A 26,177-nucleotide genomic window follows, 5' to 3' on the forward strand; every position below is an offset into this window, starting at 1 on the left:
CGCTCTGGCGGTCGACGCGGCCCGCTACGTTAGCGACGTGCGGAAGTGGCTACTGCTGGGCGGTGCGATAGCGGTCGAGGTTGCGGCGACATTGTCGTTGCGGGCATCCCAGGAGCACGCTGCCTGGCTCGTGGTGGTGGTCGTCGGGTACACCGGGGCGTTCGCGTTGATGGCCGCGGTGCTGCGCACGGGCATGCCCGTGGGTGTGGCTTACGGCATCTGGGGTGCGGTGGGCACCGCGGTGACGGCCACCGTCGCCGCGGTGCTCTTCGGTGAGCCGTTCACCTGGCCCGTCGTGGTCGGGATCGGGCTCATCATCGCCGGCGTGCTGCTCGTCGAATTCGGTTCGCATGCCGGGTCTTCCACATGATGTGGTGGGCACTGGCCGGTGCCATCGGGGTCGAGGTGCTGGCCACCCTCGCGTTACGCGCCTCCGACGGATTCCGGCGCAAGGTGTGGTTGGTGCCGGTGGCCACCGGGTACATCCTGTCGTTCACCCTGCTGTGGCTGACGCTGTCGCTGGGCATGCCGGTGGGCATCGCCTACGGCGTGTGGACGGCGTGCGGGGTGGCACTGGTGGCCGTGGTGGCCCGGGCGGTCTTCGGTGATCCGCTGACCTGGCGGATGATGCTGGGCATCGCCTTGATCATGGCGGGGGTGCTGACGATCGAGCTGGGCGCCGCCCCGCACTGAGCACGCCGGCGGTGAGTGCGGCGACCAACCCGGCCGCCGGTACCAGCAGCAGACCCGCCCGCAGGCCGGCGGCGTCGGCGATGACTCCGACCACCGGCGGCGCGGTGACGAACCCGACCCGCATCAGCCACGCCACCACCGTCAGCCCCGTGCCGGGCCGCAGTCCGGGCAGCCGGTCGGCGGCGTGCATGGCCGCCGGCACCGCGGTGGCCATCCCGAGGCCGGCCGCGGCAAAACCGGCGATCCCCGAGGCGACGGACGGGTAAGCCAGCGCCGCGCCCATCCCGACGACCACGATCGCTCCGCCGCCGCGCACCACGGCGCGTTCCCCGAACCGGTCCACCAGACGGTCGCCGGCCATCCTGCCGACGAACAACGCGCCGGCCAGCGCGATGTAGCCGGATACCGCGATCGCCCCGGTGGCTCCGAGGCTGCGCAGATACAGTGCCGCCCAGGAACTTCCCGCGTCCTCGACCACGGCCCCGGCGATGATCATGGCCACCAGGGCGGCCAGCACGGCGTACACCGCGAGACCGGTGCCCGCACCGCCGGCGGTGCGCTCGGCGGCATGGTCGTCGTGCTCGGTGCCGGTGAGCAGGAACGGCCACGCGATCAGCGCCACCGCCGTGAACAGCACGGCCGACAGTCCCAGATGCAGGCCCCGGCTCATCCCGATGGCCAGGGATCCCGCGCCGAGCAGCCCACCGAGCACCGCGCCGGCCGCCCACACCGCGTGCAGTGAGTTGATGATCGACCGGCCGTAGCGGCGCTGCACCCGCAGCCCGTGCGCGTTCTGCCCCACGTCGGCCATCGCGTCACAGCAGCCGCCGGCGAAGAGCACGACCGCCACCAAGGCGACACTGTGCGCCAGTCCGACCAGGCCCACCAGGATCGCCAACGCCGCCGAGGCCAGCACCGCCACCCGGGCCGAACCGAGCCGGCGGATCGCCGCCCCGGCGGCCAGTCCGGCCACCAGTGCACCGGCCGGGAACGCCGCCACCATCACGCCGTAGGCCGAATTGCTCAGCGCCAGATCGGCCTTGATCTCCGGGAAGCGGGGCAACAGGTTGGCGAAGGTGGCGCCGTTGACCAGGAACAGGGCGGCCACCGCGACCCTGGCGCGCTGAACCTGCCGTGCCGAACCCACGGACGCCGACGATACTGGGCCGCCGTCGCACCGACTTCTGCGCCCGCGGTCACGCGGGCCGCGACGCGGTCGCCGGCTTCCGGCAAGATTGCGGGCATGACTGAGCTTGCCGACCTGGCAGCGCGCTACAAGGTGTCGACGGAGTTCCAGGACTGGACCGGACGGCGGGTGCCGGTACCCGAGACGACGCTGGTATCGGTGCTGGGCGCGCTGGGCGTGCCGGCCGGTACGCCCGACGAGCGCCGGGCCGCGCTGGCGGCTCACGATCGCGAGTACTGGGAGCGGCCACTGCCGCCGACGGTGGTCGCACGGACCGGCAGCACGTCGTCGTTCTGGGTGCACGTCACACACGGCGACCCGGTCGGGTTGTGGCTGCGGCTCGAGGACGGTTCGGTACGCACCGGCTTGCGTCAGCTCGAAAACAACCGGCCACCATACGATCTGGACGGCCGACTGGTGGGCGAGGCGACGTTCGAGGTGCCTGCCGACCTGCCGCCGGGATATCACCGGTTGCACGCCCAGGCCGGCGGCACCGACCACAGCACCCTGCTCATCGTCTCCCCCGCCACGCTCAGCCCACCGCCGGGACGCCACTGGGGTCTGGCCACCCAGCTCTACAGCGTCACATCGGAAAATTCCTGGGGTATCGGCGATCTGACCGATCTCACCGATCTCGCGGTGTGGTCGGCGGCCCGGCACGGTGCCGGGTTCATCCTGGTGAACCCGTTACATGCGGCCGCACCGGTGGCGCCGATGGAGCCCTCGCCCTACCTGCCCACCTCTCGGCGCTTCGTCAACCCGATCTATCTGCGCATCGAGGCCATCCCCGAGTACGCGTTCCTTCGCAAGCGGGCGCCCCTGGGCAAGGCCCGCGCGGAACTGGCAGCCAAGGCCCACCGCAGGAAGCGCATCGATCGGGACGCGGTGTGGAAGACCAAACGTGCTGCGCTCAAACAGGTTTACCGGGTCAAGCGGTCGGCGGGGCGAGAGCTGGCCTACGCGGCCTACCTGGCCAGAGAGGGACACAGCCTCGACGATTTCGCCACCTGGTGCGTGCTGGCCCAGGAGTACGGCCCCGACTGGCACGGCTGGCCGGCACCGCTGCAGCATCCCGGCAACGCGGCCGTCGCCGAGTTCGCCGCCACCCACGCCGCCGATATCGATTTCCACCGCTGGCTGCAATGGCTGCTCGACGAGCAGCTGACCGGCGCACAGGCCACCGCCGAGCAGGCCGGGATGGCGTTGGGCATCATGCACGACCTGGCCGTCGGCGTCGATCCCAACGGTGCCGATGCCTGGGCGCTGCAGGAGGTGCTGGCCCTCGGTGTCAGCGCCGGCGCACCGCCGGACGAGTTCAACCAGCTGGGCCAGGACTGGTCCCAGCCCCCGTGGCGGCCCGACCAGCTGGAGCGGGCGGGTTATGCGCCGTTCCGGGCGCTGGTGAACGCCGTGTTGCGGCACGCCGGTGGCGTGCGCATCGACCACATCATCGGGCTGTTCCGGTTGTGGTGGATCCCCGAGGGCGCCGCCCCGACCGAGGGCACGTACGTCCGTTACGACCACGAGGCGATGATCGGCATCGTGGCGCTCGAAGCCCAGCGGGCCGGCGCGGTGGTCGTCGGCGAGGATCTGGGCACGGTGGAACCGTGGGTGCGCGACTACCTGCGCGAGCGCGGACTGTTCGGGACTTCCATCCTGTGGTTCGAGCTGGACCGCGATCAATCCGGCGGGCCGTTGCCCGCCGAACGCTGGCGGGAGTACTGCCTGGCTTCGGTGACCACCCACGATCTGCCGCCGACGGCCGGCTACCTGGCCGGTGAGCATGTCCGGCTGCGTGCCGAGTTGGGGCTGCTGACCCGGCCCGTGGACGAGGAACTGGCCGACGACCGCGCCGAGCAGGCGGCCTGGCTCGCCGAGCTGCAGCGGCTGGGGCTGGTCGGCGCCGATGCCGACACCGAGGAGATCATCCGCGGGCTCTATGCCTTCCTCGGCCGCACGCCGTCGCGGCTGCTGGCGCTGGCGCTGCCGGACGCCGTCGGTGATCTGCGCACCCAGAACCAGCCGGGTACCACCGACGAGTATCCCAACTGGCGCGTCCCGCTGACCGGGCCCGACGGTCGTCGCCTGCTGCTGGAGGACGTGTTCACCGATCCCCGGGCGGCCGCGCTGGCGGATGTAATGAATGCGCAGGTGCGGGCGATGAACCCGTGACTGGAGTTTCTCAGGGTGTGTATCTGCGATATCTTCGCAGCGCACCGCGATAACCCGGAGGTCACGTGAAGAAGCTTGTTGTGCTCGGCATCGGTGGGTTCGCCGTGCTTGCCGGAGGGGGCTCGGCAGCCCTGGTCAGCGCAGGTATCGCGAGTTCGGACCCGGCCGGCGGGGCCAACCCGTACAGCGTGCTCGGCGAGCCGTACGGCAAGGCGGTGGCGATCCTGCGCAGCCAGGGTGTGCGGTCCAGCTTCGGCGGCTCGGTCGGCAGCGACCTGCCGCAGGCGCAGTGCATCGTGAGCGGCCAGAAGGCCACCTCCGCCGGGAAGATGATCCTCAACCTGGACTGCACCAAGAAGGCGTACGACGACGCCCAGGCCAGCACCCCGTCCTCCGGTGGCGGCGTCGCCGCCGTACCCGGCGGCCCGACCGTCGGCTCCAACGGCGTCACCACCGTCACCCCGACCCCGGTCGGCCCGCAGCCCGGAATGACGATTCCGGGGGCCTGAGCCTGACGGTGGGCCTCGATCTGGCGGACCGGTTGGCGCTGTCCGATCTGGTCCACCTCTACGCCGCGGGCGTCGATGATCGCAGGTTCGACGATGTCGTCGAGTTGTTCACCGACACAGCCGAATTCCGGCTCCCGTCACCGCCGCGCCAGTTGGCGCCGACCCGGACCGAGTATGGCCACCCGGGTGTTCGCACGGCCATGGCAGCCCTTGCCGCGGTCGAGCGCACCGAGCACGCCATCGTGGGTGAGGTGTACGCCCCCGGTCCGGAACCCGGATACGCGCTGGGCCGGATCACCTGCATTGCCCATCACTGGAGTCGCGGCGCGGCGCAGACCGGCGGTATCGACGACGTGGTGTGGCACCTGCGCTACGACGACGAGTACCTGCGCACGCCGGCGGGCTGGCGCATCCACGGCCGGGCGCTGACCATCAACGCGATCGAGACCCGCCAGGCGCGCCGGCTGCGCGATCATCCAGCGCCTGGATCAACCAATCCAACAGCGGCTGTTGACCTTTCAGGATCTTCGACCGTGCCGACGGCACGTCGAACCAGCCGACGCGGTCCAGCTCCGGATACTCGGTGAACTTCCCGGAACCGCGTGGCCATTCCAGTAGGAAGGTGTTGCTCACCGCCGCGGCGATGTCCAGATCGCCTTCGACGGCATAGGCGGCGACGATCTTGCCGCCGGGCTGCTTCAGCGGCGGGAAGGCGATGTGGGGTCCGTCGGGCAGCAGCACGCCGGTCTCCTCGGCGAACTCGCGGCGCGCCGCGGCCCAGGGCTGCTCGCCCTCGACGTACTCCCCTTTCGGGATGGACCACGCCCCGTCGTCCTTGCGGGCCCAGAACGGTCCGCCGGGATGCCCCAGCAGCACCTCGAGGACACCGCGGGTGGTGCGGTACAGCAGCAGACCGGCGCTCTGGCGGGGCATCGCCCCACTGTAGGCAGCGCGCGGGCGGCCACTACAGTCACCACCGTGGCCGACACCCACCACTACACCCGGTATGTCGCCCTGGGAGACAGCCAGACCGAGGGCCTCTGGGATACCGACGAGCGCGGAGCCCTCATCGGCTTCGCCGACCGACTGGCCGTGCGGCTCGACACGCATTGCCCCGGTATCGAATACGCCAATCTGGCGGTCCGCGGAAAACGCATCCGCGACGTGCTCGACGATCAGCTGCCGGCGGCGCTGGGCATGCGGCCCGACCTGGTCACCGTGTGCGTCGGCATGAACGACGTGACGCGGCCGGGCCGCAAGTTCGACCAGGCGCTGCTGGATCTGGACACGCTGTATGACCGGCTGGCCGAAACCGGCGCGACGGTGGTCACCACCACCTTCCCCGATCTGGCCAGGGTCTTGCCGGCCGGCCGGGTCCTGGTGCCGCGCGTGTTGCGGATCAACGACGCCATCCGCGCAGCCGCCGACCGGCACGACTTCCGGCTGATCGACCTGTACACCGCGGAATCGATGACCGATCCCGACACCTGGAGTGCCGACCGCGTGCACGGCAGCACCACAGGGCATCAGCTGTTCGCCGCGGCTGCCGCCGAAGCGCTGGGATTACCTGGTAGCAGTCATGATTGGGCTCATGCGGCGGCCACCGTCACCGAGCAGTCGGCGCTGTCGCGCTGGTATTCGCAGGCCATGTGGACGCGCAACATGCTGATGCCGTGGATCTGGCGGCACCTGCGAGGCCGTTCGGCGAGCATCGGCGGCGGGCCCAGGCATCCCGAACTGCTGCCGGTGACGGTGCGGTCGGACGCCCGATAGCGGGCGGGGTTCAGATCCCGGTCCAGGCCGAGTCGATCATCTCGGCGATGTTGATCACCTTGGCCTGCTGGGCGGCCGGGTTGTCGATCTCCCCGCTGACGTGGGCTGCGATGAACCGTTTGATCTCGGCGTCGATTCCGGCCATCACCCGCAACACCTCGGCACGCAGCGTTTTCGACGTGACGTGAATGGTGATGTCCCTGGACTGTGGTTTCTGTACATCCAATATCAGGGCCAGTGGCTCGGCGGCCCGCGCCACGGCCTGCAGCCCGATCTCGCCGAACACGATGAACTGAGGCCGGTCGATCTTGAGGTCGACGACCATGTTGATCTCCAGCGGAATACGGATGTCGAACCTGAAGTTCGGCCCGGAGTGGCGGGTGACCCGCGGCGTCTGGATCCGGACCTTGGCCGTGACCTTGGCGATTCCGCCGGGCCCTTGCCCGATGGGCCCCATCTGGAACTCGTCGCCGGCGATCGAGCCGATCGCGTCGCCGACCCGCTGCTCGCTGACGGCGACATCGAAGAACTTGCGACCGAACTCTTCATAGGTCATGTACCCCGACGGGTACTCAAACTCAGACATGGTGGACCTACCGTCTCATGCCCGCCCTACTCGGCGAACACCCGCAGCCGGTGCAGGCCGGTCGCCCGGGTGCCGAACTGCCCGATCAGCACGACATCGCGGTCGCCGTGGACTCGGGCGGCCACACTGCGTCCCGCGGCAAGCAGGGTGTGGGTCCGCGCACCCGCCAGCAGCCCGACCAGTTCGGCCTGCGGCAGCGCGGCGCCGTCACCCGCGGTCACCCGCAGCCCGGCGCCGATGCGCCGCTTCAGCGCGACCTCGTCCCCGGCGGCGGCATCGGCCAGGAACTCGGACAGCAGCCGTTTGCCACGCGCGCCGACGCCCGGCACGCCCGCGGCGAATCCGAGGGCGCCGGCCGGACCCTGGTTGCGCAGCAGCGCGCGCATCAGCCGCAGCCCGGCCGGCACCGCGGGCAGCCCGCTGCGGGCGAACTGCAGCGCCATGGCCGGCAGTTCCCAGTAGGCGCGCAGCGCGGCGATCCGCAACTCGCCGCCCTGCTGCCGGACGTCGTAACGCAGGATCGCCGGGATGTGCATGGTGACCGCCGGACCCATCGAGACCTCGAGGACCAGATCCCGCAGCACCGTGTTGCCCACGACGATGTCGACGTCGCGGTGGAAGGTGATGGCACGCGGACCGATGAAGGTGTCGTAGAACCGCTGCAGCCGATCGCGGCCGATATGGGGGCGCGAGCCGACCGGATCCTGCACCCACCCGTCGGCGGCGAACAGCCCGACCCAGCCGTCGCGGTCGTGGGCGGCGGCCGCGGCCGGGGAACGCTCGACCGTCGTCAGAACCGCCAGTCGTGTTGTCGACATATCCTTTCCTTTACCACCCCTGTGTGAAGGAGGACGGCAATGAGCCAGAACAGGCCGTTCGGCATCGACCCCGAGGACTTCGACCGGTTGGCCCGCGAGGCCGGCGAGGGGCTGCGCGACGCGCTGGACCGGTTCGGCAAACGCGCCGGCTGGTCGACGCTGATCGACCAGTTCACCGCCCAGTCGCGCCCCGCCCGACCGGAGACCACCGGCGACACCGGTGACGGTGTGTGGGCCATCTACACCGTCGACGACAAGGGCGGAGCCCATATCGAGGAGGTGTATCCCAGCGAACTCGAGGCGTTGCGGGCCAACAAGAACAACACCGACCCGGCCAGACGGGTGCGGTTCCTGCCGTACGGCATCGCGGTGAGTGTGCTCGACGCTCCCGAATGACCCGTGCACGTGTGCCCTTCCGATTAAGATTTGCCGGATGATTCGTGAACTGACCGTCGCGGCGACCATCGCGTGCGCGGCGCTCGGGACGGCCGCGCCGGCGTTCGCCGACGACGATCCCGGCCGCTATCCCAGCGACGTGCCGGGCATGAACTACGACGCCTCATCGGGCGCCCCGTGCGACAACTACCAACTGTTCACGTTCGGACGCGGTCCCGGCGGCCAGGCCATGATGTGCCGTTGGGTGCCCAACCAGTGGCCGCCGGTGTACACCGGCTTCTGGATGCCGTCATATCCGCTCTACGGGGTGCAGCAGACCGGTGCGCCGTGCCCCGGACCGCAGGCCGCCGCGCAGGCCCCCGACGGCAAGCCGATGCTGTGCCTGGGTGCGCAGGGCTGGCAGCCCGGATTCTTCACCGGGGACGGTTTCTTCCCTGCCTAGCCGGCTCATCCGATGCTGGCGGCGACCTGATCGCTGACGTGGCGCGCCCAGTCGTCGATGCTGCGGCGCACGCCCGGCGAGCAGGCGCACACCGACACCTGCAGGTCGCTGGGTACGACGATCGAGTAGTGCTGGATCAGCACCGGTGCCAGAACGGCCCAGGCGAACAGCTGCTCGCCGTGGTCATCGCTGCCGGGCATGTAACTCCTTGTCGGGGGGTGGGTTCTTCGGTCGATCGACCAGCCGGCCGAGCCCGCGCAGGATGGCGCCCAGCATGACAGCGCCGGCGAACAGCGCGGCGATGGCGGCATCGCTGGTCAACCGTGTCATTCGAGGTTGCGTGACTTTCGGGATCCTCCGCCGGCCTTCGCCACCTGCAGCACCGTGCGGGCCGCCACCGCGGAAGTGCCTGTGGCACGGGCGATGTGGGCACAGGTGGTGTTCACGGCGGTGATGGCGCCGGACAGCCCGGCCGGGTGCGCGACCGTGACGGTCAGTTCGACGGTCGCGATGCCGCGATCGGTGACGGCTTTGCCTTTGGCGGACTGCACATCCGGTTCCCGCTCCAGTGCGGAGGCCGCCGCCGACGCCACACCGTCGAGGTTCACCGTGATCACGCCAGGGTCGGCGCTGCCGGGCACCCGGAGCACCGGCGCCTTGCGGCTCGGCACGTGCGACACCAGCCAGACCAGTCCGAGCACCACCAGCAGAACTCCTGCGCCGGCCAGCTCCCACGGCCACCAGGTCGACGTGGTGGCGCGCACCATCGGTCCGGCGCTGATCTCTTCGGGAATGCCGCGTACCGCACGTGTGGGCCACAGCACGGCCACGGTCCCGATCGCGGCCAGCACCAATCCCGCGACGAGCGTGGCGGCCCGGTCCAGCAGATCGGTCGGGCGCATGCTCATACCGACCTACTCGTGCCGATCCGCACTGCGATCCGCGGTGGCGGCAGCAGAATCTCGGTGGCGCTGCCGACCGCGGCGGTGACCGCGCCCTTGGCCGCGGCTCCGGACACCGTGCCGGGCTGACTGCCGGACGCATCACCGGATTCGACGCCGGTGAGACCGACGTAGAGGGTCACCTTGCGGCGGGTGGCGTCGGCGCGCAGCACCTCGACACCGGGCACGGCGGAGGCGGCATGGGAAGCCAGTCGGGCCACATCGCGCGGCCGCATCCACACGGCCGCCGACGCGTCGACGGCGATGGCCGTCTTACGCCGGGGCCGCAGCGCCGAGAACACCAGCCAAGCCCCGGCCGCCAACGCGACGGCGCCGGCCGGCACCATCCACCATTGGCTGTGCAGCCCGTCGACCGCGGTGACGGCGGCGCCGATCCAGGAGGTGCCGGTGATCCAACCCAGCGTGACACCGGCTTCGCGCACCGCGAGAACACCCGCGGCGAGCACCACCAGGGCGAGCACCACCCCGATGTACCGAGCGGTGGCGGTGGCGACGGGAACCCGGCCGGGTGCGGGCAGCGGTACGGCATCGGCGGTCGTCATTGGACTCTCTTCACATCGGTGGTGGTGGTGCTGAGCTGCTCGACCGTGACGTCGACACGGTCGACCTGCAGCCCGGCCATGGTGGACAGGGTGTGCGCGACATTGCGCTGAACTGCGGAAGCGACCTCGACGGCCGGGGCCGGCCAGGCGACGGTGACCTTCAGATGGGCGGTGACCCGGTTTCCGGCGAGGGTGAGCTGCGCCTGGGGCGACGAGCGGCCGGCGATCTTGGTCAGCCCCGGCGTGGACGCCACGACGTCCGGGGTGTCGAGGGCGGCCCGGACGGCCAGCCGCTGGGCGACCTTTTCCCGGACCGTCAGGGTGCCGCGACCGGCGCCGTCGTCGTCCAGGCCACCGTCGTCCAGGCCACCGTTGTCCAGGCCGGGGTCGCCTGCGTCGGGCTCGGCCGTCGCGTCGGGCACGACGTCAGTCACGGCCACGCCCCCGCAGCAGCGCGCTCAGATCGAGTTCGCCGTCGCGGTGGGCGCCGATCAGGTAACCCGCCGCACCGAGCAGCAGCGCGATCAGAAAACCCCACAGCCCGCCGGCCGCCGCGGCGACGCCGAGCAAAAGTCCGGCAACCAACCCCAGAGTCGATGAGGTCATGTCGTGCCCCTTTCGCAGGAAAAACTAGTTCTGGCACAGATGAATTCACGATAGATGGGGTGGCGGCGCGCCCCTCGCCGCGCCGCCACCCGACGCACTATCGGAGATCGCGGCCGGACGCCGGTGTCACGGGCACGAGATCTTCGACGGTGACGTCTACGGGTAGATCGGTGATGGCGCCGACCGCGGCCTGGATGGCCGCCGCGGTGGCCCGGACCGGCGCATCCAGCGTCAGGCTCACATGGACGTCGACACGGTCCGGCCCGATGCGGATGCCCGGCACCCGGCGCCCGGGCAGGTAGGTGGCCACTTCGCCGAACATGCCGGCATGTAAGTCGGCCACCCCGTCGACGGCGGTCACCGCCTCGGCGATGCGTTCCGCGTCGTCACTGGACACGGGCGGGCGTCGCGTCGTCGTCGGCCCCGTCGCCGTCGATGTGCACGTCGTGCACGGTGATGTTCACCTCGGTGACCTCGAGTCCGGTCATCCGTTCGATCGCGGCGATCACGTTGCGCCGGATCCCGGCGGCCAGATCCGCAATGGCCACCCCGTATTCGGCGACGATGTCGATGTCGACGGCCGCCTGCTTCTCGCCGATCTCGACCGAGACGCCCTGACTCTGGTTGACGCTGGCACCGGGGATCCGCTCCCGCAAGGCGCCGACCATCCGGGACGCGCCGCCGCCGAGGTCGTACACGCCGCTGACCTCGCGGGTGGCGATTCCGGCGATCTTGGACACCACGACACCGGCGATCGTCGTCTTGCCCTGCGAACTCACCAGGGGCGATCCCTGATACGGACTGACTTCCTTGCCCGATGTCTCGATATCGGTCTGTGCGCTGGTCATCATCACTCTCCTTCCGACTGCAACATAGGGGTAGTCGGAGCAATGGTCCCAAACCGAACGTGCCGATGAGGTGATGCGCGACACATGCCGAACTCCGCCCGGCGCGTCCACGACATATATCTTGAGAACGGCCAGGCGAGAACGGCGAAGCGGGACCGGAGAGCGGAGTGTGGTGATAGCGCCAACCGAAGGCGACCTACTCGACGCCGACGACGAGGCCTTGCGGGTCGCCGCCACGCTCGGCGACCGGGAGGCGTTCGACGCCATCGTCAACCGATACGGCCCGGTGCTGTATCGGTATGCCCGCCGGATGCTCGCGGCGGAAGCCGACGTCGCCGACGTCGTCCAGGACACCTTCGTTGCCGCCTGGCGGCAGATCGGCACCTTTCGCGGCGCATCTTCGCTGCGCACTTGGCTTTTCGCCATCTGCTACCGCAAGATCGCCGATACCCACCGGCTCAAGCGGGCTAGGCCGGTCGAAGACTGGGTATTGGAACCGTTGGCCGGACCGGACACCGCGGCCGACCCCTTCACGGCAGCCTCCAACGCCGCGTTCCTGGATGCCCTGGAAATGGCGCTGGGTGAGTTGCCGGTGCGTCAGCGCGCGGTGTGGATGATGCGGGAGATCGAGTTGATGACGTTCCCAGAGATCGGCGAAGTGCTTCAGCTCAGCCCCGATGCCGTGCGCGGCCATCACCTGCGGGCTACCAAGGCATTACGAGTTCTGTTGAGGAGGTGGCAGTGACGGAGTTCGATCCTTTCCTGCACCGCGCGGCCTCGTATCTGCGCTCGGTGCCCGAGCCCGGTTGGGATGCCATCAGTGCATCGGTGCGCGCGGCCGTGCACGCCGCGTCCCGAGTCGGCTGGCCCATCAGGGCATCCCGGGACGCCGCCGATGGTGTCGTCTACATCAGCGATCAAGCCCTGCGCAACCTGCTGGCCAGGGAGTTGCGCCGCAAGTTCGTCTGTCAACCGACCCGGATCGCATTCACCCTCGACGGTGCGATGCTGCGCGCCATCGACATCGATGTGACCGGCAGTTACGGCACCCAGCTGCGCGAACTCGGCGACGACATCCGCCGGACGGTGCTCGACACGGTCCGGCTGATCCTCGATGATCTGGATGACGGCGGTCAGACCCCGGCCGGACCCATCGACGTGAACATCACCGATGTCGTCGACGGCGATCCGCTGGGTTGAGCCGGCCGATCTCGGCCATACAGTCATGACTTCGGTGTATGGTCTGCACCCATGAGCGGCGTGAGCTTCAACCTGTCCTCTGTCTTCGGCACGGTCGCCGCCGCGGTTCCGCACCAGACCTTCCTGGTCTGGCGCGACCGCCGGCTCAGCTATGCCGAGTTCGACCGGCGCGTCGACGGCTTCGCGAACTTCCTGGTGACCGCCGGCCTCGGGCTGCACGCCGAGCGTGACACCCTGGCCGGCCACCAGTCCGGCCAGGACCATCTCGGCATCTACCTGCGTAACGGCAACGAGTATCTCGAGTCGATGATCGGCGGTTATCGCGCTCGGGTGGCCCCCTACAACGTCAGCTTCCGCTACGTCGAGGACGAGCTGCTCTACCTGCTCAACGACTCGAAGGCACGCGCCCTGGTCTACAACGCCGAATTCGCCCCCCGGGTGGCCGCCGTCCGCGACCGCGCACCGGACCTGCGGGTGCTGATCCAGGTCGCCGACGACTCCGGCCATGCCCTGCTGCCGGGTGCGGTGGATTACGAGGCGGCCATCGCCACGCCCACGCCGGCCGGCGGTCTGCCCGAACCCTCGGGCGACGACCTCTACATCCTCTACACCGGCGGTACCACCGGCATGCCCAAGGGCGTGTTGTGGCGCCAGCACGACATCTTCCTGTCGTCCATGGGGGGTCGCCCCTTCGGCAGCGACCGAGCCCTGGCGTCCTACGAGGAACTCGCCGAGAAGGCGCGCTCGGCCGGCGGCGCGATGTCGATGTTGATGATCCCGCCGTTCATGCACGGTGCCGCGCAGTGGGCAGCCTACAACGCCATCACGATGGGCGGCAGGATCGTCATTCCCGACGACGTCGAAAGACTGCACCCCGCCGATGTGCTGCGGCTGGCCGAACGTGAACGCGTGCTGAGCATTCCGGTGGTGGGCGACGCCGTGGCCCGGCCCCTCGTCGAAGAGATCGAGCGGGGCGACTATGACCTGTCCGGCCTGTTCACCGTCTCCAATGGCGGTGCGGCACTGTCCCCCACCGTGCGCACGCGACTCCTCAAGGCGCTGCCGCACATCATGCTGCTCGACGCGGTGGGCGCCTCGGAATCGGGCGCACAGATGAGCACCTACACGACGGCAGGGGAATCGACGCCCGCTGCCGGACCCCATGCGCAGCCCGCTGCCGGACCCCATGCGCAGCCCGCTGCCGGACCCCATGCGCAGCCCGCTGCGGTCTTCAACCCGCAACCCGACACCGCCGTCGTCGCAGCGGATTTCAGCCGAGTCTTGTCGCCCGGTGAAGGGTCCGGCTGGCTGGCCCGCCGTGATCTGATCCCGCTGGGGTATCTGGGCGACCCCGAGAAGACAGCCCGTACCTTCCCCACCATCGACGGCGTGCGCTGGTCGGTACCCGGCGACCGCGCAAACGTGTTGCCCGACGGCCGGATCGAACTCCTCGGCCGCGACTCGGTGACCATCAACTCCGGGGGCGAAAAGATCTTCGTCGAAGAGGTCGAACGCGCCATCGCCGCCCACCCCGCCGTGTACGACGTCGTGGTCGTGGGCCGGCCGTCCGAGCGCTGGGGCAGCGAGGTGGTGGCCATTGTCCAACTCGCCGAGGGCGCCTCGGCCTCCGACGAGGACCTGGCCGAGGTGTGCGGACGCACCGTGGCCAGATACAAGATCCCGAAGGCGTTCATCCGAGAGCCCAAGATCGTGCGCTCCCCCGCGGGCAAAGCGGACTACCGCTGGGCCAAGACGGTGGCCACCGGCACCGTCACGACCGGTCCTTAACCCAAGAGGCGCGCACCGCCGCGGCCTCGGCGGGAGTCACTGCGCCTCAACCCAGGATGGCAGTCAGGTAGGTCATGTCACCGAACGGCGACAAGCCGTCGATCGGATCCTGCAGGCCGTACATCGCGTACAGCTCGGAATTCTTGTGCAGCCGGACCTCCCATCCGCGGTCGGCGAGGAACGCGGCGGACTCGGTTCGCTCACCGGCGTAGAACAGCTCGGTGATATCGATCTGTCCGACCGCGTCGAATCCGTCGATCCCGCTGTCCTGCCACTGTTGCTGCATGGTGCTCATCTGATCCGCGATCTTCTGCAGTTCCTCGGCGGTGATGGTCCCGGTGTTCTCGGCGGCGAATCGGCTGCCGGCGGCACTGAGGGCGGTCACGTTGTCCAGCAGCCGATCCTGGGCCTCCGGCGGCAAGTAGATCAACAGCCCCTCGGCGATCCACGCGGTCGGCCGGTTGGGATCGAACCCGTGGGCGCGCAGGGCAGCCGGCCAGTCGTCGCGTAGGTCGATACCGATGGGACGGTGTTCGACGGCGGGCACGGCACCCTGGTCGGCAAGCACACCGGTCTTGAATTCGATGACCTGCGGCTGGTCGAGTTCATAGATGACCGCGTCCGCGGGCCAGCGCAGCCGATAGGCCCGCGCGTCCAAGCCGGAGGCCAGGATCACCACCTGCCGGATCCCGGCCGCGGCGGCATCGGCGAAGTAATCGTCGAAGTACTTGGTGCGTGCGGCGATGCCGTCCGACATCCGCTGCACATCGAAGGCAGTGCCCGCCGCGGTGCCGATCTCACCGCGCGCGCACCGGGTGAAGGCGTCCACGCCGACCGCGGACACCAGCGGTTCGGCGTAGGGGTCGTAGATCAGGGGTCGCGGACCGCGCGTGGCCACCGCCCGCTGCATGGCCACCACCGTCGCGGTGGCGCCGACGCTGGAGGCCAGATCCCAGGTGTCATTGTCAGTGCGTGCCATAGTTAGACACACTACGCTTATCGTCGGGGTGGCAGTTCCCGCCCAAATGTTCAATTGGGCGGGAAAGTGCCAGTGCGTTCCGGCATTTCGTCGATCTCGGCGTAACGCCGGCCCGGCTTATGGGGCGGGCGCGGGTGCGGGTGCCGGCGGCGGGAAGAGCGAGTTGATCGCGGCCTGAATGGGATCCACCGGCGCCGGGGCGGGAGCGGGGACCGGCTCGGCGGCCGGCGGAACCGGCGTGGCCTGCGGCGGCTCTTGTGCCGGGGCAACCGCGGCAGGTGCGGGGGTTACCGCGGCAGGTGCGGGGGCAACCGCGGCAGGTACCGGGGTTACCGCGGCAGGTGCGGGGGCAATCGCGGCGGGAGCCGGGGCAACCGCGGCAGGTGTCGCGGCGGGTGCCGGGCCGGGCAGCGGCCCGGTGCCCTGCTCGAGCGGCAGCGGAGCCGACGGTGTCACCACGGGCTCCGGCGCGACCGGGACCTGTGCGGGTACCTGCTGCTGCGGAACCTCCACGGGAATGACCGGGATCTCGGCGGGCTGCCCCGCGTTGAGCGGCATGATCGGCTCGGAGTACACCGGCGCCGGCGCCTCGGCGGGCTCGGAATCCGCCGGCTCCGGCACGGACATCTCCTGAGCGGGCGGTGCGGGAACGGGCGCCGAGCTGACGATCTGCGAGGTCCCCGCCGCCGGACTGACCGGCTGATGCGCCGTCGACAGCGGCGCGGGCCGGTCGGGGCCGCCGAATTGCGACCCGACCGCCAGCAGTCCGACCACCGCGGCGATTGCTGCGGCACCGGCCATCGACGCGAGCCGGGCGGGCGGAGCATCCGTGATCCAGCCGCGCAGCCGGTGCACGGTCCCGCCGGCCGAACACGCCGGCACGGCGTTGGTCGCCACCGCCTTGGCCGCGTCGTAGGCCGGGGTGAACCGCGTGGTGGGTAGTTCGGGAGGCAGCGGCACCGCCACCGTGTCGCTCGGATCGGGATCGGACTCGATCGGCTCCACATCGACGTCGAGCAGCACCGTCAGGTCGGCCTCGGTCAAGGTGACCGCCCGTGCGGCCGCGGTGTGGGCGGCGCTGTCCGACGGCGCCGGGGTCGCGTTCGGCCATCGCACCGAACGGACATCGGTGTAGCCGGCCGCCTTGAGCGTCGCGATCAGTTGCGCGGCCTGTGCGGCGACCTCTTCACTCCAGGTGACGCCGATCGACTCCACATCGTGGCCGCTGGCCGTCGCGATCGCTTCCGCACCCCGGACCGCGGCCAGCCCGCGTACCTGCAGATCATCAGCGGTTTCGACGGCGAAGGAGTCGTCATCGAGGGTGACCGATTCGGGTGCTGCGCCGTCGACCAGAACCCAGCCGACCCCGGCCGAAGTCACCGACAGACCCAGTACCGTCTTCACCCCTGGTCCAACTCCTGTCACGTTGTTCACACCGGCGCACCGTCGACCGCGCCGAGCATAGTTTGCTCGCTTCCGCCCGGCATCTCGGGGAAAAGCCCGAATTGATGTCGTACTGGAACCATCGACCGTGCGCGACGCAGCGTTACCTGCGGGTTACCCACCCATGCTGCCGCTCACCCGCCCCCCGTCGGGCATCAGATATTCACCTCCCGGCCACCGGCGCGTCGCGGACACCGTCAGAACGGATTACCTGCTCCGCCGATGCGACCATGCGACACGTCGTCCGGCAGCTCCGGCACCCATGGGGCGGGCCGCTCACGTCACCGTCCGAATCCCGCCTTGCGCAAGGCGTCGGCCATCGAACCCGACGCCGGCTTGGCATCCTGGCGGGGGCCATTGCCGCCCCGGGCCTGGTTCTTGCGCTCGCCGCCGGGGCGGCCCGGACGCTCGGGCCGTTTGGCGGGCCGCGCCTGCGGATTGTCGTTGAGGCGCAAGGTCAGTCCGATGCGCTGCCGTTCGACGTCGACGTCGACCACCTTGACCCGGACCACCTGACCGGATTTCACCACCTCGTGCGGATCGGAGACGAACCGGTCCGACATCGCCGACACGTGCACCAGGCCGTCCTGATGCACCCCGACGTCGACGAACGCGCCGAACGCCGCGACGTTGGTGACCACCCCTTCCAGCACCATGCCGACCTTGAGGTCGGCGACCTTCTCCACCCCGGCGGCGAAGGTGGCGGTCGAGAAGGCCGGCCGCGGGTCGCGGCCGGGCTTTTCCAGCTCGGCCAGGATGTCGGTGACCGTGGGGATGCCGAAACGGTCGTCGGCGAACTCGCCGGGCTTGAGCGACCGCAGGGTCCGCGCGTCGCCGATCAGCTCGCCGAGGGTGACACCGGCGCGATCCAGGATGCGCCGCACCACCGGATAGGACTCCGGGTGCACACCGGAGGCGTCCAGCGGATCCTCGCCGCCGGTGATGCGCAGGAAGCCGGCGCACTGTTCGAAGGCCTTGGGGCCCAGGCGGGGAACGTCCAGCAGTGCCTTGCGGCTGGGGAAGGCACCGGTCTTCTCCCGGTGCGCGACGATCGACTCGGCCAGCGACTCCGTCACGCCGGACACCCGCGACAGCAGCGGCACCGACGCCGTGTTCAGATCGACACCGACCGCGTTCACCGCATCCTCGACGACGGCGTCCAGGCTGCGGGCCAGGGTGCCGGGGGTGATGTCGTGCTGGTATTGCCCGACGCCGATCGACTTGGGGTCGATCTTGACCAGTTCCGACAGCGGGTCCTGCAACCGGCGCGCGATGGAGACCGCACCGCGGATGGTGACGTCCAGGTCGGGCAGTTCGTGCGCGGCGTATGCCGACGCCGAGTACACCGAGGCGCCGGCCTCACTGACCATCGCCTTGGTGGGCGCCTGCGCCCCGGCCGCCCGGATATCTGCGATGAGTTCGGTTGCCAGCGCGTCGGTTTCGCGGGAAGCGGTGCCGTTGCCGATAGCGATCAGTTCGACGTGATGCCGGGCGATCAGGGCGGCCAGCGTGGCCTTGGCGGTGTCCCATTGCTTCTGGGGCTGGTGCGGGTAGATGGCGCAGCTGTCGACCACCTTGCCGGTGCGGTCGACCACCGCGACCTTGACGCCGGTCCGGAAGCCCGGGTCCAGGCCCAGCGTGGTGCGGGTACCGGCGGGTGCGGCCAGCAACAGGTCCTTGAGATTGCGCGCGAACACCGCCACGGCCTGTTCTTCTGCCCGCTGCCGCAACTTGATTCGGGCGTCGACGGACGCCGAGATCATCAGCTTGGTGCGCCATGCCAGGCGCACGGTGGCGGCCAGCCACGGCGTCGCCGGACCCGTCGCCGCCATGTCGATCCCGAGCGACTGCGCGATCCTGGCCTGATACACCTCGTCGTCACCGCCGTCGAAGGTCAGCGCGAGCGCCTCCTCCTTCTCTCCGCGCAGCACGGCCAGCACGCGGTGCGACGGCATGTTCTCCAGCGGCTCGGCGAAATCGAAGTAGTCGCGGAACTTCTGCGCGGCAGCGCTTTTCGCGGCGTCGTCGGACCACGCCCGGGTACGCAGCGTGCCGTCGGCCCAGAATTTGGCGCGCACCTCCCCCACCAGCTCGGCATCCTCGGCCGCCCGCTCGATGAGGATGTGGCGGGCACCGTCGAGGGCCGCGGCCGCATCGGCGACCTCCTCGGTGAGGAACTCGGCGGCAGCCTCCTCGGGTACCACCGACGGGTCGGCGAGCAGCCGGTCGGCCAGCGGCTCCAGGCCCGCTTCCCTGGCGATCTGCGCCTTGGTACGCCGCTTCGGTTTGTACGGCAGGTAGATGTCCTCGATGCGGGCCTTGGTGTCGGCGGCCAGCAACGCGGCCTTCAACTCCTCGGTCAGCTTGCCCTGCTCCTCGATGGAGGCCAGCACGGCGTCGCGGCGCTGGTCCAGCTCGCGCAGATACTGCAGACGTTCCTCCAACGTGCGCAGCTGTCCGTCGTCCAGGCTTCCGGTGACCTCCTTGCGGTACCGCGCGATGAACGGCACCGTCGCACCCTCGTCGAGCAGCGCGACCGCGGCGGCGACCTGGCCTTCCGCGACGCCCAGTTCCTCAGCGAGACGGGTGTTTACAGACTTGACGGGGTGCACTGCGCTCTGACTCACGCGGTGGACCCTACCGAATGACGGCGACAGGTCGAGGCAGCACCGCTGCGAGCCGGGCCGTGGCGACCGCCACCAGGAACACGCCCAGTGCGCCGTAGCCGGCGGGCCCGCTCAGCCCGAACTTCGCCATCAGCAGCAATGCCACGCCCGCCGCGCAGACCAGTGCGCCCGCGGCCACCGAACGGGCACCGGTGGCGGCAGCGGGCCGGTCCCACCACGGCAGCCGACGATGCTCCAGTGGCGACAGCAACAGGAACAAGCCGGTCATCACCACGGCGAACACCGCCGCCCGCAGCGCCAGCAGCCCCCAGAAATCGGCGGCGTGCACGTCGTAGGCGTCCAGCCCGACGGCGTGCAGCCCGAAGGTGGCCACCGCGATGGCTGGGATATGCCATAGGTAGAGCGTCATGGCGCCGCCGTTGCCGGTCGCGACGACGGTCCACACCCGGGGTCGCTGCGCCCACCGCCGGATGGGCCCGGCCGCGGTCACGAACAGCAGCGACATCCAGGTGCAGTGCAGCGCCAACAGCGTGGTCGGGGGTGAGACGTTGGACATCCGCTCGGTTCCGGTGACGACCAGGGACACGTCATAGGGCCCGGTCACGGCGAGCACCACCTGAGCCGCCAACGCGACGGCCGCACCCGCCAGCGCGACCAGCGGGCGCATCAGCCCGCGGGCGTATCCGACGCCGATGACCATCGGGATGAGCCACACGACGACGAAGTTGGCCAGCCCGGCTTCCGGGTCGTCCAGCGCCAGGCGCAGGGCGTCGAACGCCGCCGCGACCAGGATCAGGCCGAGCACCACGGCCATCGTGGCGCCCAGGCCGCGCAGCCGGGTCAGCGCCGGCACGAACGCCAGCACCACCAGGTAGACACCCAGGAACCACAGCAGCGCCACGCATTCGCGGCCGAGTCCGGCCGCCGACTCCGCGCCGAGAACGGCACGCGCGAGTACCAGGGCCGCCGTCCAGAACGCCAGGTACCAGAACACCGGGCGGCACAGTCGCTGCGCCCTGGTGAACAACCATGTGCCCCAAGAGGTTCGGCCGGGATGCCAACCGTAGGCACCGGCGGCGCCGCCGGCCAGGAAGAACAACGGCATCACCTGCACCACCCAGGTGATGGGCGCCAGCGCCGGCAGCTCACCGAGGATGTTCCCGATCCGCAGCCCACGGTCGTCGATGGTGGCCAGCAGCAGCGCGCTGTGGCCGAACATCACTACCACCAGGGCGGCGAGCCGGGCGACGTCGATGGCCCGGTCGCGGCCCGGGGTGGCGGCGTCGGAGAGCGAAGTCACGGGTTCGGTGAGCGCCATGGGACCAGCCTGCCCGAAGACCTGCCGTCGGGAATGAGTAGGACTACGCGATGTGGAGCGGCAGTGCGGCGACAAGCGGAGTGTCCACACCCACGCGGCCGAGTCCGGCCGCGCCGCCGGGAGCGCCGAGCGGCTTGTCCCGGCCGGGCAGCGCTTCGTCGAAGAAGGCAGCGTTGTCCGCCAGGTGCGCCAGCTGGTCCTCCGGCAGATCGGTCTCGTAGTAGATGGCGTCCGCCTCGCAGGCAATCCTGCAGGCGCCGCAGTCGACGCATTCACCCGGATGGATGTACATCGTCCGAGCACCCTCGTAGATGCAGTCGACAGGGCATTCCGCGACGCATGACTTGTGCATGACGTCCACACAGGCGGTTCCGATCACGTAGGTCATGCCGGAAACGCTACGAAGTGCCGGCGCCGCAATCACCTGCCGAAGGCACCCGGTCCAGCCGACCAAAGTCCTCACGTTCGAGGGACCAAAGTCCTCAATCGGAGGCCCGCTCGGTGTGCCGCCGAGTAGCACCCCACAGTCCGACGCCGATCCCGACCACCGCACCGCCCAGACCGATGACCCGCTGGCCTCGGGTCAGGTCGTGGTGCACGCTGGCGCCGCCCAGCAGGTCGGCAGCGTCGGCGCCGCCGGAGGCCAGGAACCATCCACGGGTGTCCCGCCCGCGCAGCCCGGCGGTCAGCAACAGCCCGCCGATCAACGCGTCGCGATACCCCATGGAGCGCAGCAGCAGACGGGCCGACGGCCCCGGATCGTTGGGTTCACCCCACAAGCGGTTGGCGCGCAGCGGATCGACCAGGAAAGAGACGCCGGAGGCGAGCCGGATGCCGCCGACGGCGAGCGCGGCGCGATCGATGGGCATGCCTGGCAGCATAAAACGCAGGTGGGCCGTCGACGGCCTGATTACAGTGCCTAGTCGTGGGCATAAAGCAGCCAGCCGATCGCCGGGCCCGACCGGCGATGCGCTGGCTGGCGCTCGCTGCGTCGCTGGTGGTCTCGGCGGCCGTCGTCTACGCGCAGAACACCACGCCCGCACCGGATGCCGGAAAGACGAGCGCTCAGGCCCGGCCGTCGGCCGCACCCGCGCCGGCCATGACGACCACCAAAGCCGAATTGCTTTCGGCCAGCGCCCCGCCCGACGAGGCCAGGGTGTTCGACTTCCCGCTCGACAAGGGTGTGACACCCGAGGCCGGGCTGCAGGTCAAGACCATCTGGGTGGCACGCGCCATCGCCATGATGTTCCCGGAGATCAAGACCATCGGCGGCTTTCGGCAGGATCCGTTGAAATGGCACCCCAATGGGCTGGCGATCGACGTGATGATTCCGGACTACCACTCCGATGCCGGCATCGAACTCGGTAACCAGATCGCCGGCTACGCGCTGGCGAACGCCGAACGCTGGGGTGTGGTGCACGTGATCTGGCGGCAGGGGTTCTATCCCGGTATCGGTGCCCCCAGCTGGACCGCGGACTACGGCAACGAGACCGCCAATCATTTCGACCATGTCCACATCGCCACCGACGGCGGCGGTTACCCCACCGGGCACGAAACCTACTACCTGAGTTCGATGCAGTCCTAGCCGGATTCACCCGCGCAGGGTGACATGCGGGCTCTGCCCGTACGCCTCGCGGTAGTACACGGCGAATCGGCTGGTGTGCAGGAATCCCCATTTGCGGGCGATCTGGGCGACCGTCGTGGCGGCACGGTTGCCGGTGATCAGGTCGAGGTGGGCATGGTGCAGGCGCACCCGCCGAAGGTATTCGGTTGGTGTGCAGTCGCGATGCTTACGGAACATGTATTGCAGCGCACGGGGTGTCACGTAGACGGCCCGGGAGATATCGGTCAGTGAGATGTCGCGGTGGGCGTTGTCGTCGATGAACGAGATGGCACGCTGGAGCAGCACCGGGGTGCTGTCACGGCGGTCGCCGGCGGTAGGTTCCAGCAGCGCGGTGTTGGGGAACGCGGACAGCACGCTTGCCGCCACGTAGCGTTGCACGGCGCCGATCACCATCGGGTTCTCGGCGACGAACGGGTCGGTGGCGACGTTGTCGCGGACATAGGCGATGAGCCCGGCGAGGTGCGCGTTGGCCTGCGCGGATACGGGTTGCAGGGCGGTCAACCGGATGGGGGCACCGTCGTCTCGCGGTCCGGTCGCCGCCACCTCGTCGAACAAGGTGCGGTCGAGAAGCAGCTGGCTGAACCGGCCTGCCCGCACCGAGCCGCTGAACGACAGATCGTCGCGCACACCGGCGGCCATCACGTCCCCCGGCCCACCGGTTTCCGGTGATCGGCCCGGCAGGCGTTGCTCCACCGCACCGGCTTCCACCAGGCAGATCGCGAGCTTGTCCAGGGGATCGATCTCGTATCGGAAGCTGAATCCGAATTCGCTGCGGTGTGCGGCCACCTTGCCGATCTCGGCGGACGTGATGCGGGTTGAGGTGCTCGGTGCCGCTACGGCCGACATTCGGATCTTGGCGTAGTTCGCGCTGAGCGCGGCCTCGGCGACGCCGAGGTCGTCGGTATCCACCAGCACACTTGGCACCAAACCTCCTGGTTCTGGATACCCGATATCCGCGATACGAAAAACCGCTGGTCTCGGCGGTCGCCTGGGCCCGGCGGATGCTGCTGGCGGCCGACGAGGAGGGTGCGCGAAGCCGCGGAACGCGAGGCACCGGTGACCGCACGCGCGGTGCGGTGACGGACAATCGAGCGATGCACCCGTCAGCGCTTCGCGACCGCGCTGCACGATTCATCGTCGATTCCGATCCGGGCAGATTGCGGCTGCGCAGTGCGGGTGCGACGACATTGTCGTTGGTGCTGGCCATCATCGCGCTGCTGACGTTCACCAGGGTCACCCATCAGCCGGTCACCGTGGCGATGCTGGGCGCGATCGTGGCCATGCAGTCCTCGGCCGCGGTCAAGGACAAGCAACAGCATCACCGGGTCATCACCACCCTGCTGCTCCCCTTCCCCGCGGTCGGCGCCGTGGCGCTGGCCGCCGTGCTGTCCCCGTTCGGGTGGGTGGCCGACGTCGGGTTCATCGCGGTGCTGTTCGCCGCGGTCTGGGTGCGCCGATACGGCCCGCGCGGCAATGCACTGGGGATGGTCGCGTTCATGTCGTACTTCTTCGCCCTGTTCATCCACGCCACGCCCGGCCAGATCCCGATCCTGGCCGCCGCCGTCGGCGTCGGGATCGGCGCGACGCTGTTCGTGCGGACGCTGATCTTCCCCGATCGCCCGCGCGCCGAAGTCCGTCACCTGGTGCGCGCGCTGCGCGGGGTGTCCCTCTCCGTACTGGACGCGATCAGCACCGAACGGACCGAGCAATCCGGACTCGTGTTGCGGCGCCGGCTGGACCGGCTCGGCGATACCGGCCTGATGATCGACGATTGGCTCGACCGCCACGACGCGGCACGCACGTTGAGCGTCACCAGCGGTGATCTGGCACTGCGGGTGTTCGACGCCCAGATCTCGGTGGAACAACTGGCCAGCCTGCTGTGGAGCTTGGACCCGGACCGCAAATGGCCGGACGGATTGCTCAACACCCTTGCCGCGTTGCGAATCTGTTTGCAGCACAACCCTTCCGAAGATCAACTTCGCGCCGCCCGAAAGGCAGCGGCAGCGGCGGCCGACCGTGCCGACGCGTCGACCCCGGAAGGTATCGCCACGGTGGTGGCCTATCGTGCGCTGCAGGCTCACCTCGCCATTCATCACATCACCACCAACGCCCTGGGCACCAGTGACGCGGCCGAGCCGGAACCCGAAGCCCCCGAACCGGACACGCCGACGGGTTTGGATACGCACACCAAGGCCGCCATCCAGGTGGCCGTCGCGACGTCGGCGGCTACCGTGCTCGGCGAATTGATCTCGCCGGATCGCTGGTACTGGGCGGTGTTGACGGCGTTTCTGGTGTTCACCGGGGTTTCGACGCGCGGCGAAATCCTCACCCGCGCAGGGCATCGCATCGTGGGCACGGTCGCCGGGGTGGTGGCGGGGGTGCTGCTGGCCACGCTGATCGGGCAGAACCCGCCGATGCAGATCATCGTGCTGGTCGTCTGCGTGTTCTGCGCGTTCTATCTGGTCACCGTCGCTTACGCCTGGCTGACGTTCTTCGTCACCGTGGTGCTGGCCATGTTGTACGGGCTGCTGGGCAACTTCAGCATCCAGGTGCTCGAGCTGCGCGTGGTGGAAACCGCGGTCGGCGGTCTGGTCGGCATCGCGTCGGCGTTCTTCGTGTTCACGACGGGGACCCGCGCGACGTTCATCGAGAAGACCGGCGAGTACTTCGACCGGCTCACCGAGGTGATCGACGCGGGCATCGCGTCGGTGCTGGCGCCGGGTGGGGACACCGATCTGGTGGCCGAGACCCGCAGCCTGGACAACGCGCTGCAGGAGGTGGTGAAGGCGGGCAAGCCGTTACAGATGGGGCCCGCCGTGCGCAGCCGCCGCGGTGTTCAACGGCTGGTGCGCGGCCTGCAGGCCGGCAACCGTTCCGCGCATGCCCTGGCCCGTGCCGGGGTGAATGCCGCGCGGGCGGACCCGGAGACCGCGCCGCCCGAGGCGACCGCCGTCGCGTTGCGTAAGGCCGCCGACCGGGTGTGCTCCACCGTCGCCGAGGTCAAGCAACTGGTGGCCGGGGCCGATGCCGCCTCGCCGGAGACACCGACCACGGCGATGATCATGGAGGTCATGGGCTCCTCGGACATCCCGCCGGGACCGGTGCGGGGTGCGGTGCGGGCACTGAACAATCTGGACCGGGCGCTGACCGAGGTGGCGCGGGAGTGAGCGCTACTTTCCCCGGCGCAGCGTCTCGATGATCTTCAGGCGTTCCTTGAACAGCACTTCCAGATCGTCCATGGTGCGACGCTCGCGCACCATGTCCCAATGCGTGCGCACGGGTTTGACCTTTTTCGGCGCCGGCGCCTCGCCGTTGACCAGGATGCCTTCCATGCCGTTACGGCATGACCAGGTGCCCGGGATGTCGGCGTCGTCGGCGAACGGTACGTCGAATTCGCTGCCGTTGGCGGTGCGATACCGCGCCACCTGGCGCGGCGGCAGGTCGATGTTGCGGTCCGTCTCGTAGCTGACCGCTCCCAGGCGACTGCCCTTGAGGCGACGGTCGACCATGGTCAGCGACCGCCGGTGGACTGGAGGGGAAAGCGTTGCACGGCAAGGCCTTTCGGTTGCGAAGTGGTGTTCGACGACGAACCGCTACGCACCTTTGGCGCACTGTATGCCTGCTATGCCCGTTGACCGGAGGTTCTCGTCTGGGAGTCTACGCGC

At 69.6% G+C, this 26,177-nt stretch carries 32 protein-coding genes and 1 pseudogene; 13 read left to right on the plus strand and 20 right to left on the minus strand.

The window, feature by feature from the left end:
* The first annotated feature begins 37 nt into the window (after window positions 1–37).
* On the plus strand, window positions 38–370 hold the full coding sequence (locus AWB94_RS32020) for a DMT family transporter (protein WP_062656934.1): 333 nt from the start codon (window positions 38–40) through the stop codon (window positions 368–370).
* Window positions 370–693, plus strand: coding sequence for a DMT family transporter (locus AWB94_RS32025; RefSeq protein ID WP_062656933.1), 324 nt, complete (start codon window positions 370–372; stop codon window positions 691–693). Before AWB94_RS32020 ends, AWB94_RS32025 begins: the two co-directional genes overlap by 1 nt.
* On the opposite strand, the gene AWB94_RS32030 is transcribed toward AWB94_RS32025, so the two are convergent.
* Entirely contained in the window at window positions 647–1,840 is a 1,194-nt protein-coding gene (locus tag AWB94_RS32030) for an MFS transporter (protein WP_062656932.1), read from the minus strand. The genes AWB94_RS32025 and AWB94_RS32030 overlap by 47 nt on opposite strands.
* 96 nt (window positions 1,841–1,936) lie before the next feature.
* Between AWB94_RS32030 and malQ the strand changes: the two genes are divergently transcribed.
* The 3 genes and pseudogenes from malQ to AWB94_RS35955 all read left to right on the plus strand — a co-directional run.
* Window positions 1,937–4,051: a 4-alpha-glucanotransferase gene (gene malQ, locus AWB94_RS32035; protein WP_062656931.1), complete on the plus strand. Its 2,115-nt coding sequence runs from the start codon at window positions 1,937–1,939 to the stop codon at window positions 4,049–4,051.
* Between the two features lie 65 nt (window positions 4,052–4,116).
* Window positions 4,117–4,560 (plus strand): hypothetical protein, encoded by a 444-nt coding sequence (locus AWB94_RS32040; protein WP_062656930.1) that lies wholly within the window; start codon window positions 4,117–4,119, stop codon window positions 4,558–4,560.
* Window positions 4,561–4,568: 8 nt separating this feature from the next.
* Window positions 4,569–4,922 (plus strand): annotated as a pseudogene (locus AWB94_RS35955) (nuclear transport factor 2 family protein); the annotation flags it as partial.
* A gap of 70 nt (window positions 4,923–4,992) precedes the next feature.
* Here AWB94_RS35955 and AWB94_RS32050 read toward each other — a convergent pair.
* Window positions 4,993–5,493: an NUDIX hydrolase gene (locus AWB94_RS32050; RefSeq protein WP_062656928.1), complete on the minus strand. Its 501-nt coding sequence runs from the start codon at window positions 5,491–5,493 to the stop codon at window positions 4,993–4,995.
* 45 nt (window positions 5,494–5,538) lie between these two features.
* On the opposite strand from AWB94_RS32050, the gene AWB94_RS32055 reads away from it, so the two are divergent.
* The gene (locus tag AWB94_RS32055; protein ID WP_062656927.1) at window positions 5,539–6,333 is read left to right on the plus strand and encodes an SGNH/GDSL hydrolase family protein; all 795 of its coding nucleotides are present in this window, start codon (window positions 5,539–5,541) and stop codon (window positions 6,331–6,333) included.
* A 10-nt stretch (window positions 6,334–6,343) separates the two neighbouring features.
* On the opposite strand, the gene AWB94_RS32060 is transcribed toward AWB94_RS32055, so the two are convergent.
* Both AWB94_RS32060 and AWB94_RS32065 read right to left on the minus strand, forming a co-directional pair.
* Window positions 6,344–6,919, minus strand: a complete 576-nt coding sequence (locus AWB94_RS32060) for a hypothetical protein (RefSeq protein WP_062656926.1) — start codon at window positions 6,917–6,919, stop codon at window positions 6,344–6,346.
* Window positions 6,920–6,945: 26 nt separating this feature from the next.
* Complete coding sequence (locus tag AWB94_RS32065; RefSeq protein WP_062656925.1) at window positions 6,946–7,737, minus strand: nuclear transport factor 2 family protein; 792 nt, start codon at window positions 7,735–7,737, stop codon at window positions 6,946–6,948.
* Between the two features lie 39 nt (window positions 7,738–7,776).
* On the opposite strand from AWB94_RS32065, the gene AWB94_RS32070 reads away from it, so the two are divergent.
* Both AWB94_RS32070 and AWB94_RS32075 read left to right on the plus strand, forming a co-directional pair.
* Complete coding sequence (locus AWB94_RS32070; RefSeq protein ID WP_062656924.1) at window positions 7,777–8,133, plus strand: Rv0313 family protein; 357 nt, start codon at window positions 7,777–7,779, stop codon at window positions 8,131–8,133.
* A gap of 37 nt (window positions 8,134–8,170) precedes the next feature.
* Window positions 8,171–8,575, plus strand: coding sequence for a hypothetical protein (locus tag AWB94_RS32075; protein ID WP_062656923.1), 405 nt, complete (start codon window positions 8,171–8,173; stop codon window positions 8,573–8,575).
* A gap of 5 nt (window positions 8,576–8,580) precedes the next feature.
* Here AWB94_RS32075 and AWB94_RS32080 read toward each other — a convergent pair whose 3' ends face one another.
* The 8 genes from AWB94_RS32080 to AWB94_RS32110 all read right to left on the minus strand — a co-directional run bounded on the left by AWB94_RS32080 (window position 8,581) and on the right by AWB94_RS32110 (window position 11,536).
* Complete coding sequence (locus AWB94_RS32080; RefSeq protein WP_062656922.1) at window positions 8,581–8,775, minus strand: hypothetical protein; 195 nt, start codon at window positions 8,773–8,775, stop codon at window positions 8,581–8,583.
* Window positions 8,759–8,905, minus strand: coding sequence for a hypothetical protein (locus AWB94_RS35395; RefSeq protein WP_165605328.1), 147 nt, complete (start codon window positions 8,903–8,905; stop codon window positions 8,759–8,761). Before AWB94_RS35395 ends, AWB94_RS32080 begins: the two co-directional genes overlap by 17 nt.
* Window positions 8,902–9,483 carry a hypothetical protein gene (locus tag AWB94_RS32085; protein WP_131805302.1) on the minus strand — a complete coding sequence of 194 codons (582 nt, stop codon included), beginning with the start codon at window positions 9,481–9,483 and terminating at the stop codon, window positions 8,902–8,904. Before AWB94_RS32085 ends, AWB94_RS35395 begins: the two co-directional genes overlap by 4 nt.
* Window positions 9,480–10,079: an Asp23/Gls24 family envelope stress response protein gene (locus tag AWB94_RS32090; protein WP_062656920.1), complete on the minus strand. Its 600-nt coding sequence runs from the start codon at window positions 10,077–10,079 to the stop codon at window positions 9,480–9,482. The genes AWB94_RS32085 and AWB94_RS32090 overlap by 4 nt, the downstream gene beginning before the upstream one ends.
* Entirely contained in the window at window positions 10,076–10,513 is a 438-nt protein-coding gene (locus AWB94_RS32095) for an Asp23/Gls24 family envelope stress response protein (protein ID WP_062656919.1), read from the minus strand. The genes AWB94_RS32090 and AWB94_RS32095 overlap by 4 nt, the downstream gene beginning before the upstream one ends.
* The gene (locus AWB94_RS32100) at window positions 10,506–10,685 is read right to left on the minus strand and encodes a DUF2273 domain-containing protein (RefSeq protein WP_062656918.1); all 180 of its coding nucleotides are present in this window, start codon (window positions 10,683–10,685) and stop codon (window positions 10,506–10,508) included. The genes AWB94_RS32095 and AWB94_RS32100 overlap by 8 nt, the downstream gene beginning before the upstream one ends.
* Window positions 10,686–10,782: 97 nt before the next feature.
* Window positions 10,783–11,082, minus strand: coding sequence for a hypothetical protein (locus AWB94_RS32105; protein ID WP_062656917.1), 300 nt, complete (start codon window positions 11,080–11,082; stop codon window positions 10,783–10,785).
* Window positions 11,072–11,536, minus strand: coding sequence for an Asp23/Gls24 family envelope stress response protein (locus AWB94_RS32110; protein WP_201029546.1), 465 nt, complete (start codon window positions 11,534–11,536; stop codon window positions 11,072–11,074). The genes AWB94_RS32105 and AWB94_RS32110 overlap by 11 nt, the downstream gene beginning before the upstream one ends.
* A 169-nt stretch (window positions 11,537–11,705) precedes the next feature.
* Between AWB94_RS32110 and AWB94_RS32115 the strand changes: the two genes are divergently transcribed.
* Genes AWB94_RS32115 through AWB94_RS32125 form a run of 3 tightly spaced genes read left to right on the plus strand, consistent with a single transcriptional unit; the run spans window position 11,706 to window position 14,521 of the window.
* Entirely contained in the window at window positions 11,706–12,278 is a 573-nt protein-coding gene (locus AWB94_RS32115; protein WP_084395172.1) for an RNA polymerase sigma factor, read from the plus strand.
* Window positions 12,275–12,733: a hypothetical protein gene (locus AWB94_RS32120; RefSeq protein WP_062656915.1), complete on the plus strand. Its 459-nt coding sequence runs from the start codon at window positions 12,275–12,277 to the stop codon at window positions 12,731–12,733. Before AWB94_RS32115 ends, AWB94_RS32120 begins: the two co-directional genes overlap by 4 nt.
* Window positions 12,734–12,784: 51 nt before the next feature.
* Window positions 12,785–14,521: an acyl-CoA synthetase gene (locus AWB94_RS32125; RefSeq protein WP_085122589.1), complete on the plus strand. Its 1,737-nt coding sequence runs from the start codon at window positions 12,785–12,787 to the stop codon at window positions 14,519–14,521.
* A 46-nt stretch (window positions 14,522–14,567) separates the two neighbouring features.
* Here AWB94_RS32125 and AWB94_RS32130 read toward each other — a convergent pair whose 3' ends face one another.
* The 6 genes from AWB94_RS32130 to AWB94_RS32155 form a co-directional block, all read right to left on the minus strand.
* Entirely contained in the window at window positions 14,568–15,500 is a 933-nt protein-coding gene (locus AWB94_RS32130) for an SAM-dependent methyltransferase (protein ID WP_062656913.1), read from the minus strand.
* 117 nt (window positions 15,501–15,617) lie between these two features.
* A complete protein-coding gene (locus AWB94_RS32135; protein ID WP_062656912.1) occupies window positions 15,618–16,904 on the minus strand; it encodes a DUF7159 family protein in 1,287 nt (428 codons plus the stop codon).
* Between the two features lie 320 nt (window positions 16,905–17,224).
* The gene (locus AWB94_RS32140) at window positions 17,225–19,570 is read right to left on the minus strand and encodes a Tex family protein (RefSeq protein WP_062656911.1); all 2,346 of its coding nucleotides are present in this window, start codon (window positions 19,568–19,570) and stop codon (window positions 17,225–17,227) included.
* A gap of 10 nt (window positions 19,571–19,580) precedes the next feature.
* Window positions 19,581–20,888, minus strand: a complete 1,308-nt coding sequence (locus AWB94_RS32145; RefSeq protein WP_062656910.1) for an acyltransferase family protein — start codon at window positions 20,886–20,888, stop codon at window positions 19,581–19,583.
* Window positions 20,889–20,931: 43 nt separating this feature from the next.
* Window positions 20,932–21,276, minus strand: coding sequence for a ferredoxin (gene fdxA / locus AWB94_RS32150; protein WP_062656909.1), 345 nt, complete (start codon window positions 21,274–21,276; stop codon window positions 20,932–20,934).
* Window positions 21,277–21,370: 94 nt separating this feature from the next.
* Window positions 21,371–21,757 carry a DUF4267 domain-containing protein gene (locus AWB94_RS32155; protein WP_062656908.1) on the minus strand — a complete coding sequence of 129 codons (387 nt, stop codon included), beginning with the start codon at window positions 21,755–21,757 and terminating at the stop codon, window positions 21,371–21,373.
* Window positions 21,758–21,855: 98 nt separating this feature from the next.
* Between AWB94_RS32155 and AWB94_RS32160 the strand changes: the two genes are divergently transcribed.
* Complete coding sequence (locus tag AWB94_RS32160) at window positions 21,856–22,473, plus strand: VldE C-terminal domain-containing protein (RefSeq protein WP_062656907.1); 618 nt, start codon at window positions 21,856–21,858, stop codon at window positions 22,471–22,473.
* A gap of 6 nt (window positions 22,474–22,479) precedes the next feature.
* On the opposite strand, the gene AWB94_RS32165 is transcribed toward AWB94_RS32160, so the two are convergent.
* Entirely contained in the window at window positions 22,480–23,436 is a 957-nt protein-coding gene (locus AWB94_RS32165; RefSeq protein ID WP_084395171.1) for a helix-turn-helix transcriptional regulator, read from the minus strand.
* A gap of 170 nt (window positions 23,437–23,606) precedes the next feature.
* On the opposite strand from AWB94_RS32165, the gene AWB94_RS32170 reads away from it, so the two are divergent.
* The gene (locus tag AWB94_RS32170; RefSeq protein WP_062657047.1) at window positions 23,607–25,679 is read left to right on the plus strand and encodes an FUSC family protein; all 2,073 of its coding nucleotides are present in this window, start codon (window positions 23,607–23,609) and stop codon (window positions 25,677–25,679) included.
* Between the two features lie 3 nt (window positions 25,680–25,682).
* On the opposite strand, the gene AWB94_RS32175 is transcribed toward AWB94_RS32170, so the two are convergent.
* Window positions 25,683–26,021, minus strand: a complete 339-nt coding sequence (locus AWB94_RS32175; protein WP_062656905.1) for an RNA polymerase-binding protein RbpA — start codon at window positions 26,019–26,021, stop codon at window positions 25,683–25,685.
* Between the last annotated feature and the right edge of the window lie 156 nt (window positions 26,022–26,177).

The sequence above is a fragment of the Mycolicibacterium canariasense genome (genome assembly GCF_002101555.1).
GTDB classification, from domain to species: Bacteria; Actinomycetota; Actinomycetes; order Mycobacteriales; family Mycobacteriaceae; genus Mycobacterium; species Mycobacterium canariasense.

What these genes read in the sequence shown, in the direction of transcription:
- AWB94_RS32125 (WP_085122589.1), top strand. Translation starts at nt 12,785, where the DNA reads ATGAGCGGCGTGAGCTTCAACCTGTCCTCTGTCTTCGGCACGGTCGCC.
- AWB94_RS32025 (WP_062656933.1), top strand. Translation starts at nt 370, where the DNA reads ATGTGGTGGGCACTGGCCGGTGCCATCGGGGTCGAGGTGCTGGCCACC.
- AWB94_RS32170 (WP_062657047.1), top strand. Translation starts at nt 23,607, where the DNA reads ATGCACCCGTCAGCGCTTCGCGACCGCGCTGCACGATTCATCGTCGAT.
- AWB94_RS35395 (WP_165605328.1), bottom strand. Translation starts at nt 8,905, where the DNA reads ATGACACGGTTGACCAGCGATGCCGCCATCGCCGCGCTGTTCGCCGGC.
- malQ (WP_062656931.1), top strand. Translation starts at nt 1,937, where the DNA reads ATGACTGAGCTTGCCGACCTGGCAGCGCGCTACAAGGTGTCGACGGAG.
- AWB94_RS32085 (WP_131805302.1), bottom strand. Translation starts at nt 9,483, where the DNA reads ATGAGCATGCGCCCGACCGATCTGCTGGACCGGGCCGCCACGCTCGTC.
- AWB94_RS32130 (WP_062656913.1), bottom strand. Translation starts at nt 15,500, where the DNA reads ATGGCACGCACTGACAATGACACCTGGGATCTGGCCTCCAGCGTCGGC.
- AWB94_RS32175 (WP_062656905.1), bottom strand. Translation starts at nt 26,021, where the DNA reads ATGGTCGACCGTCGCCTCAAGGGCAGTCGCCTGGGAGCGGTCAGCTAC.
- AWB94_RS32155 (WP_062656908.1), bottom strand. Translation starts at nt 21,757, where the DNA reads ATGCCCATCGATCGCGCCGCGCTCGCCGTCGGCGGCATCCGGCTCGCC.
- AWB94_RS32080 (WP_062656922.1), bottom strand. Translation starts at nt 8,775, where the DNA reads ATGCCCGGCAGCGATGACCACGGCGAGCAGCTGTTCGCCTGGGCCGTT.
- AWB94_RS32060 (WP_062656926.1), bottom strand. Translation starts at nt 6,919, where the DNA reads ATGTCTGAGTTTGAGTACCCGTCGGGGTACATGACCTATGAAGAGTTC.
- fdxA (WP_062656909.1), bottom strand. Translation starts at nt 21,276, where the DNA reads ATGACCTACGTGATCGGAACCGCCTGTGTGGACGTCATGCACAAGTCA.
- AWB94_RS32160 (WP_062656907.1), top strand. Translation starts at nt 21,856, where the DNA reads ATGCGCTGGCTGGCGCTCGCTGCGTCGCTGGTGGTCTCGGCGGCCGTC.
- AWB94_RS32090 (WP_062656920.1), bottom strand. Translation starts at nt 10,079, where the DNA reads ATGACGACCGCCGATGCCGTACCGCTGCCCGCACCCGGCCGGGTTCCC.
- AWB94_RS32075 (WP_062656923.1), top strand. Translation starts at nt 8,171, where the DNA reads ATGATTCGTGAACTGACCGTCGCGGCGACCATCGCGTGCGCGGCGCTC.
- AWB94_RS32065 (WP_062656925.1), bottom strand. Translation starts at nt 7,737, where the DNA reads ATGTCGACAACACGACTGGCGGTTCTGACGACGGTCGAGCGTTCCCCG.
- AWB94_RS32100 (WP_062656918.1), bottom strand. Translation starts at nt 10,685, where the DNA reads ATGACCTCATCGACTCTGGGGTTGGTTGCCGGACTTTTGCTCGGCGTC.
- AWB94_RS32110 (WP_201029546.1), bottom strand. Translation starts at nt 11,536, where the DNA reads ATGATGACCAGCGCACAGACCGATATCGAGACATCGGGCAAGGAAGTC.
- AWB94_RS32050 (WP_062656928.1), bottom strand. Translation starts at nt 5,493, where the DNA reads ATGCCCCGCCAGAGCGCCGGTCTGCTGCTGTACCGCACCACCCGCGGT.
- AWB94_RS32070 (WP_062656924.1), top strand. Translation starts at nt 7,777, where the DNA reads ATGAGCCAGAACAGGCCGTTCGGCATCGACCCCGAGGACTTCGACCGG.
- AWB94_RS32145 (WP_062656910.1), bottom strand. Translation starts at nt 20,888, where the DNA reads ATGGCGCTCACCGAACCCGTGACTTCGCTCTCCGACGCCGCCACCCCG.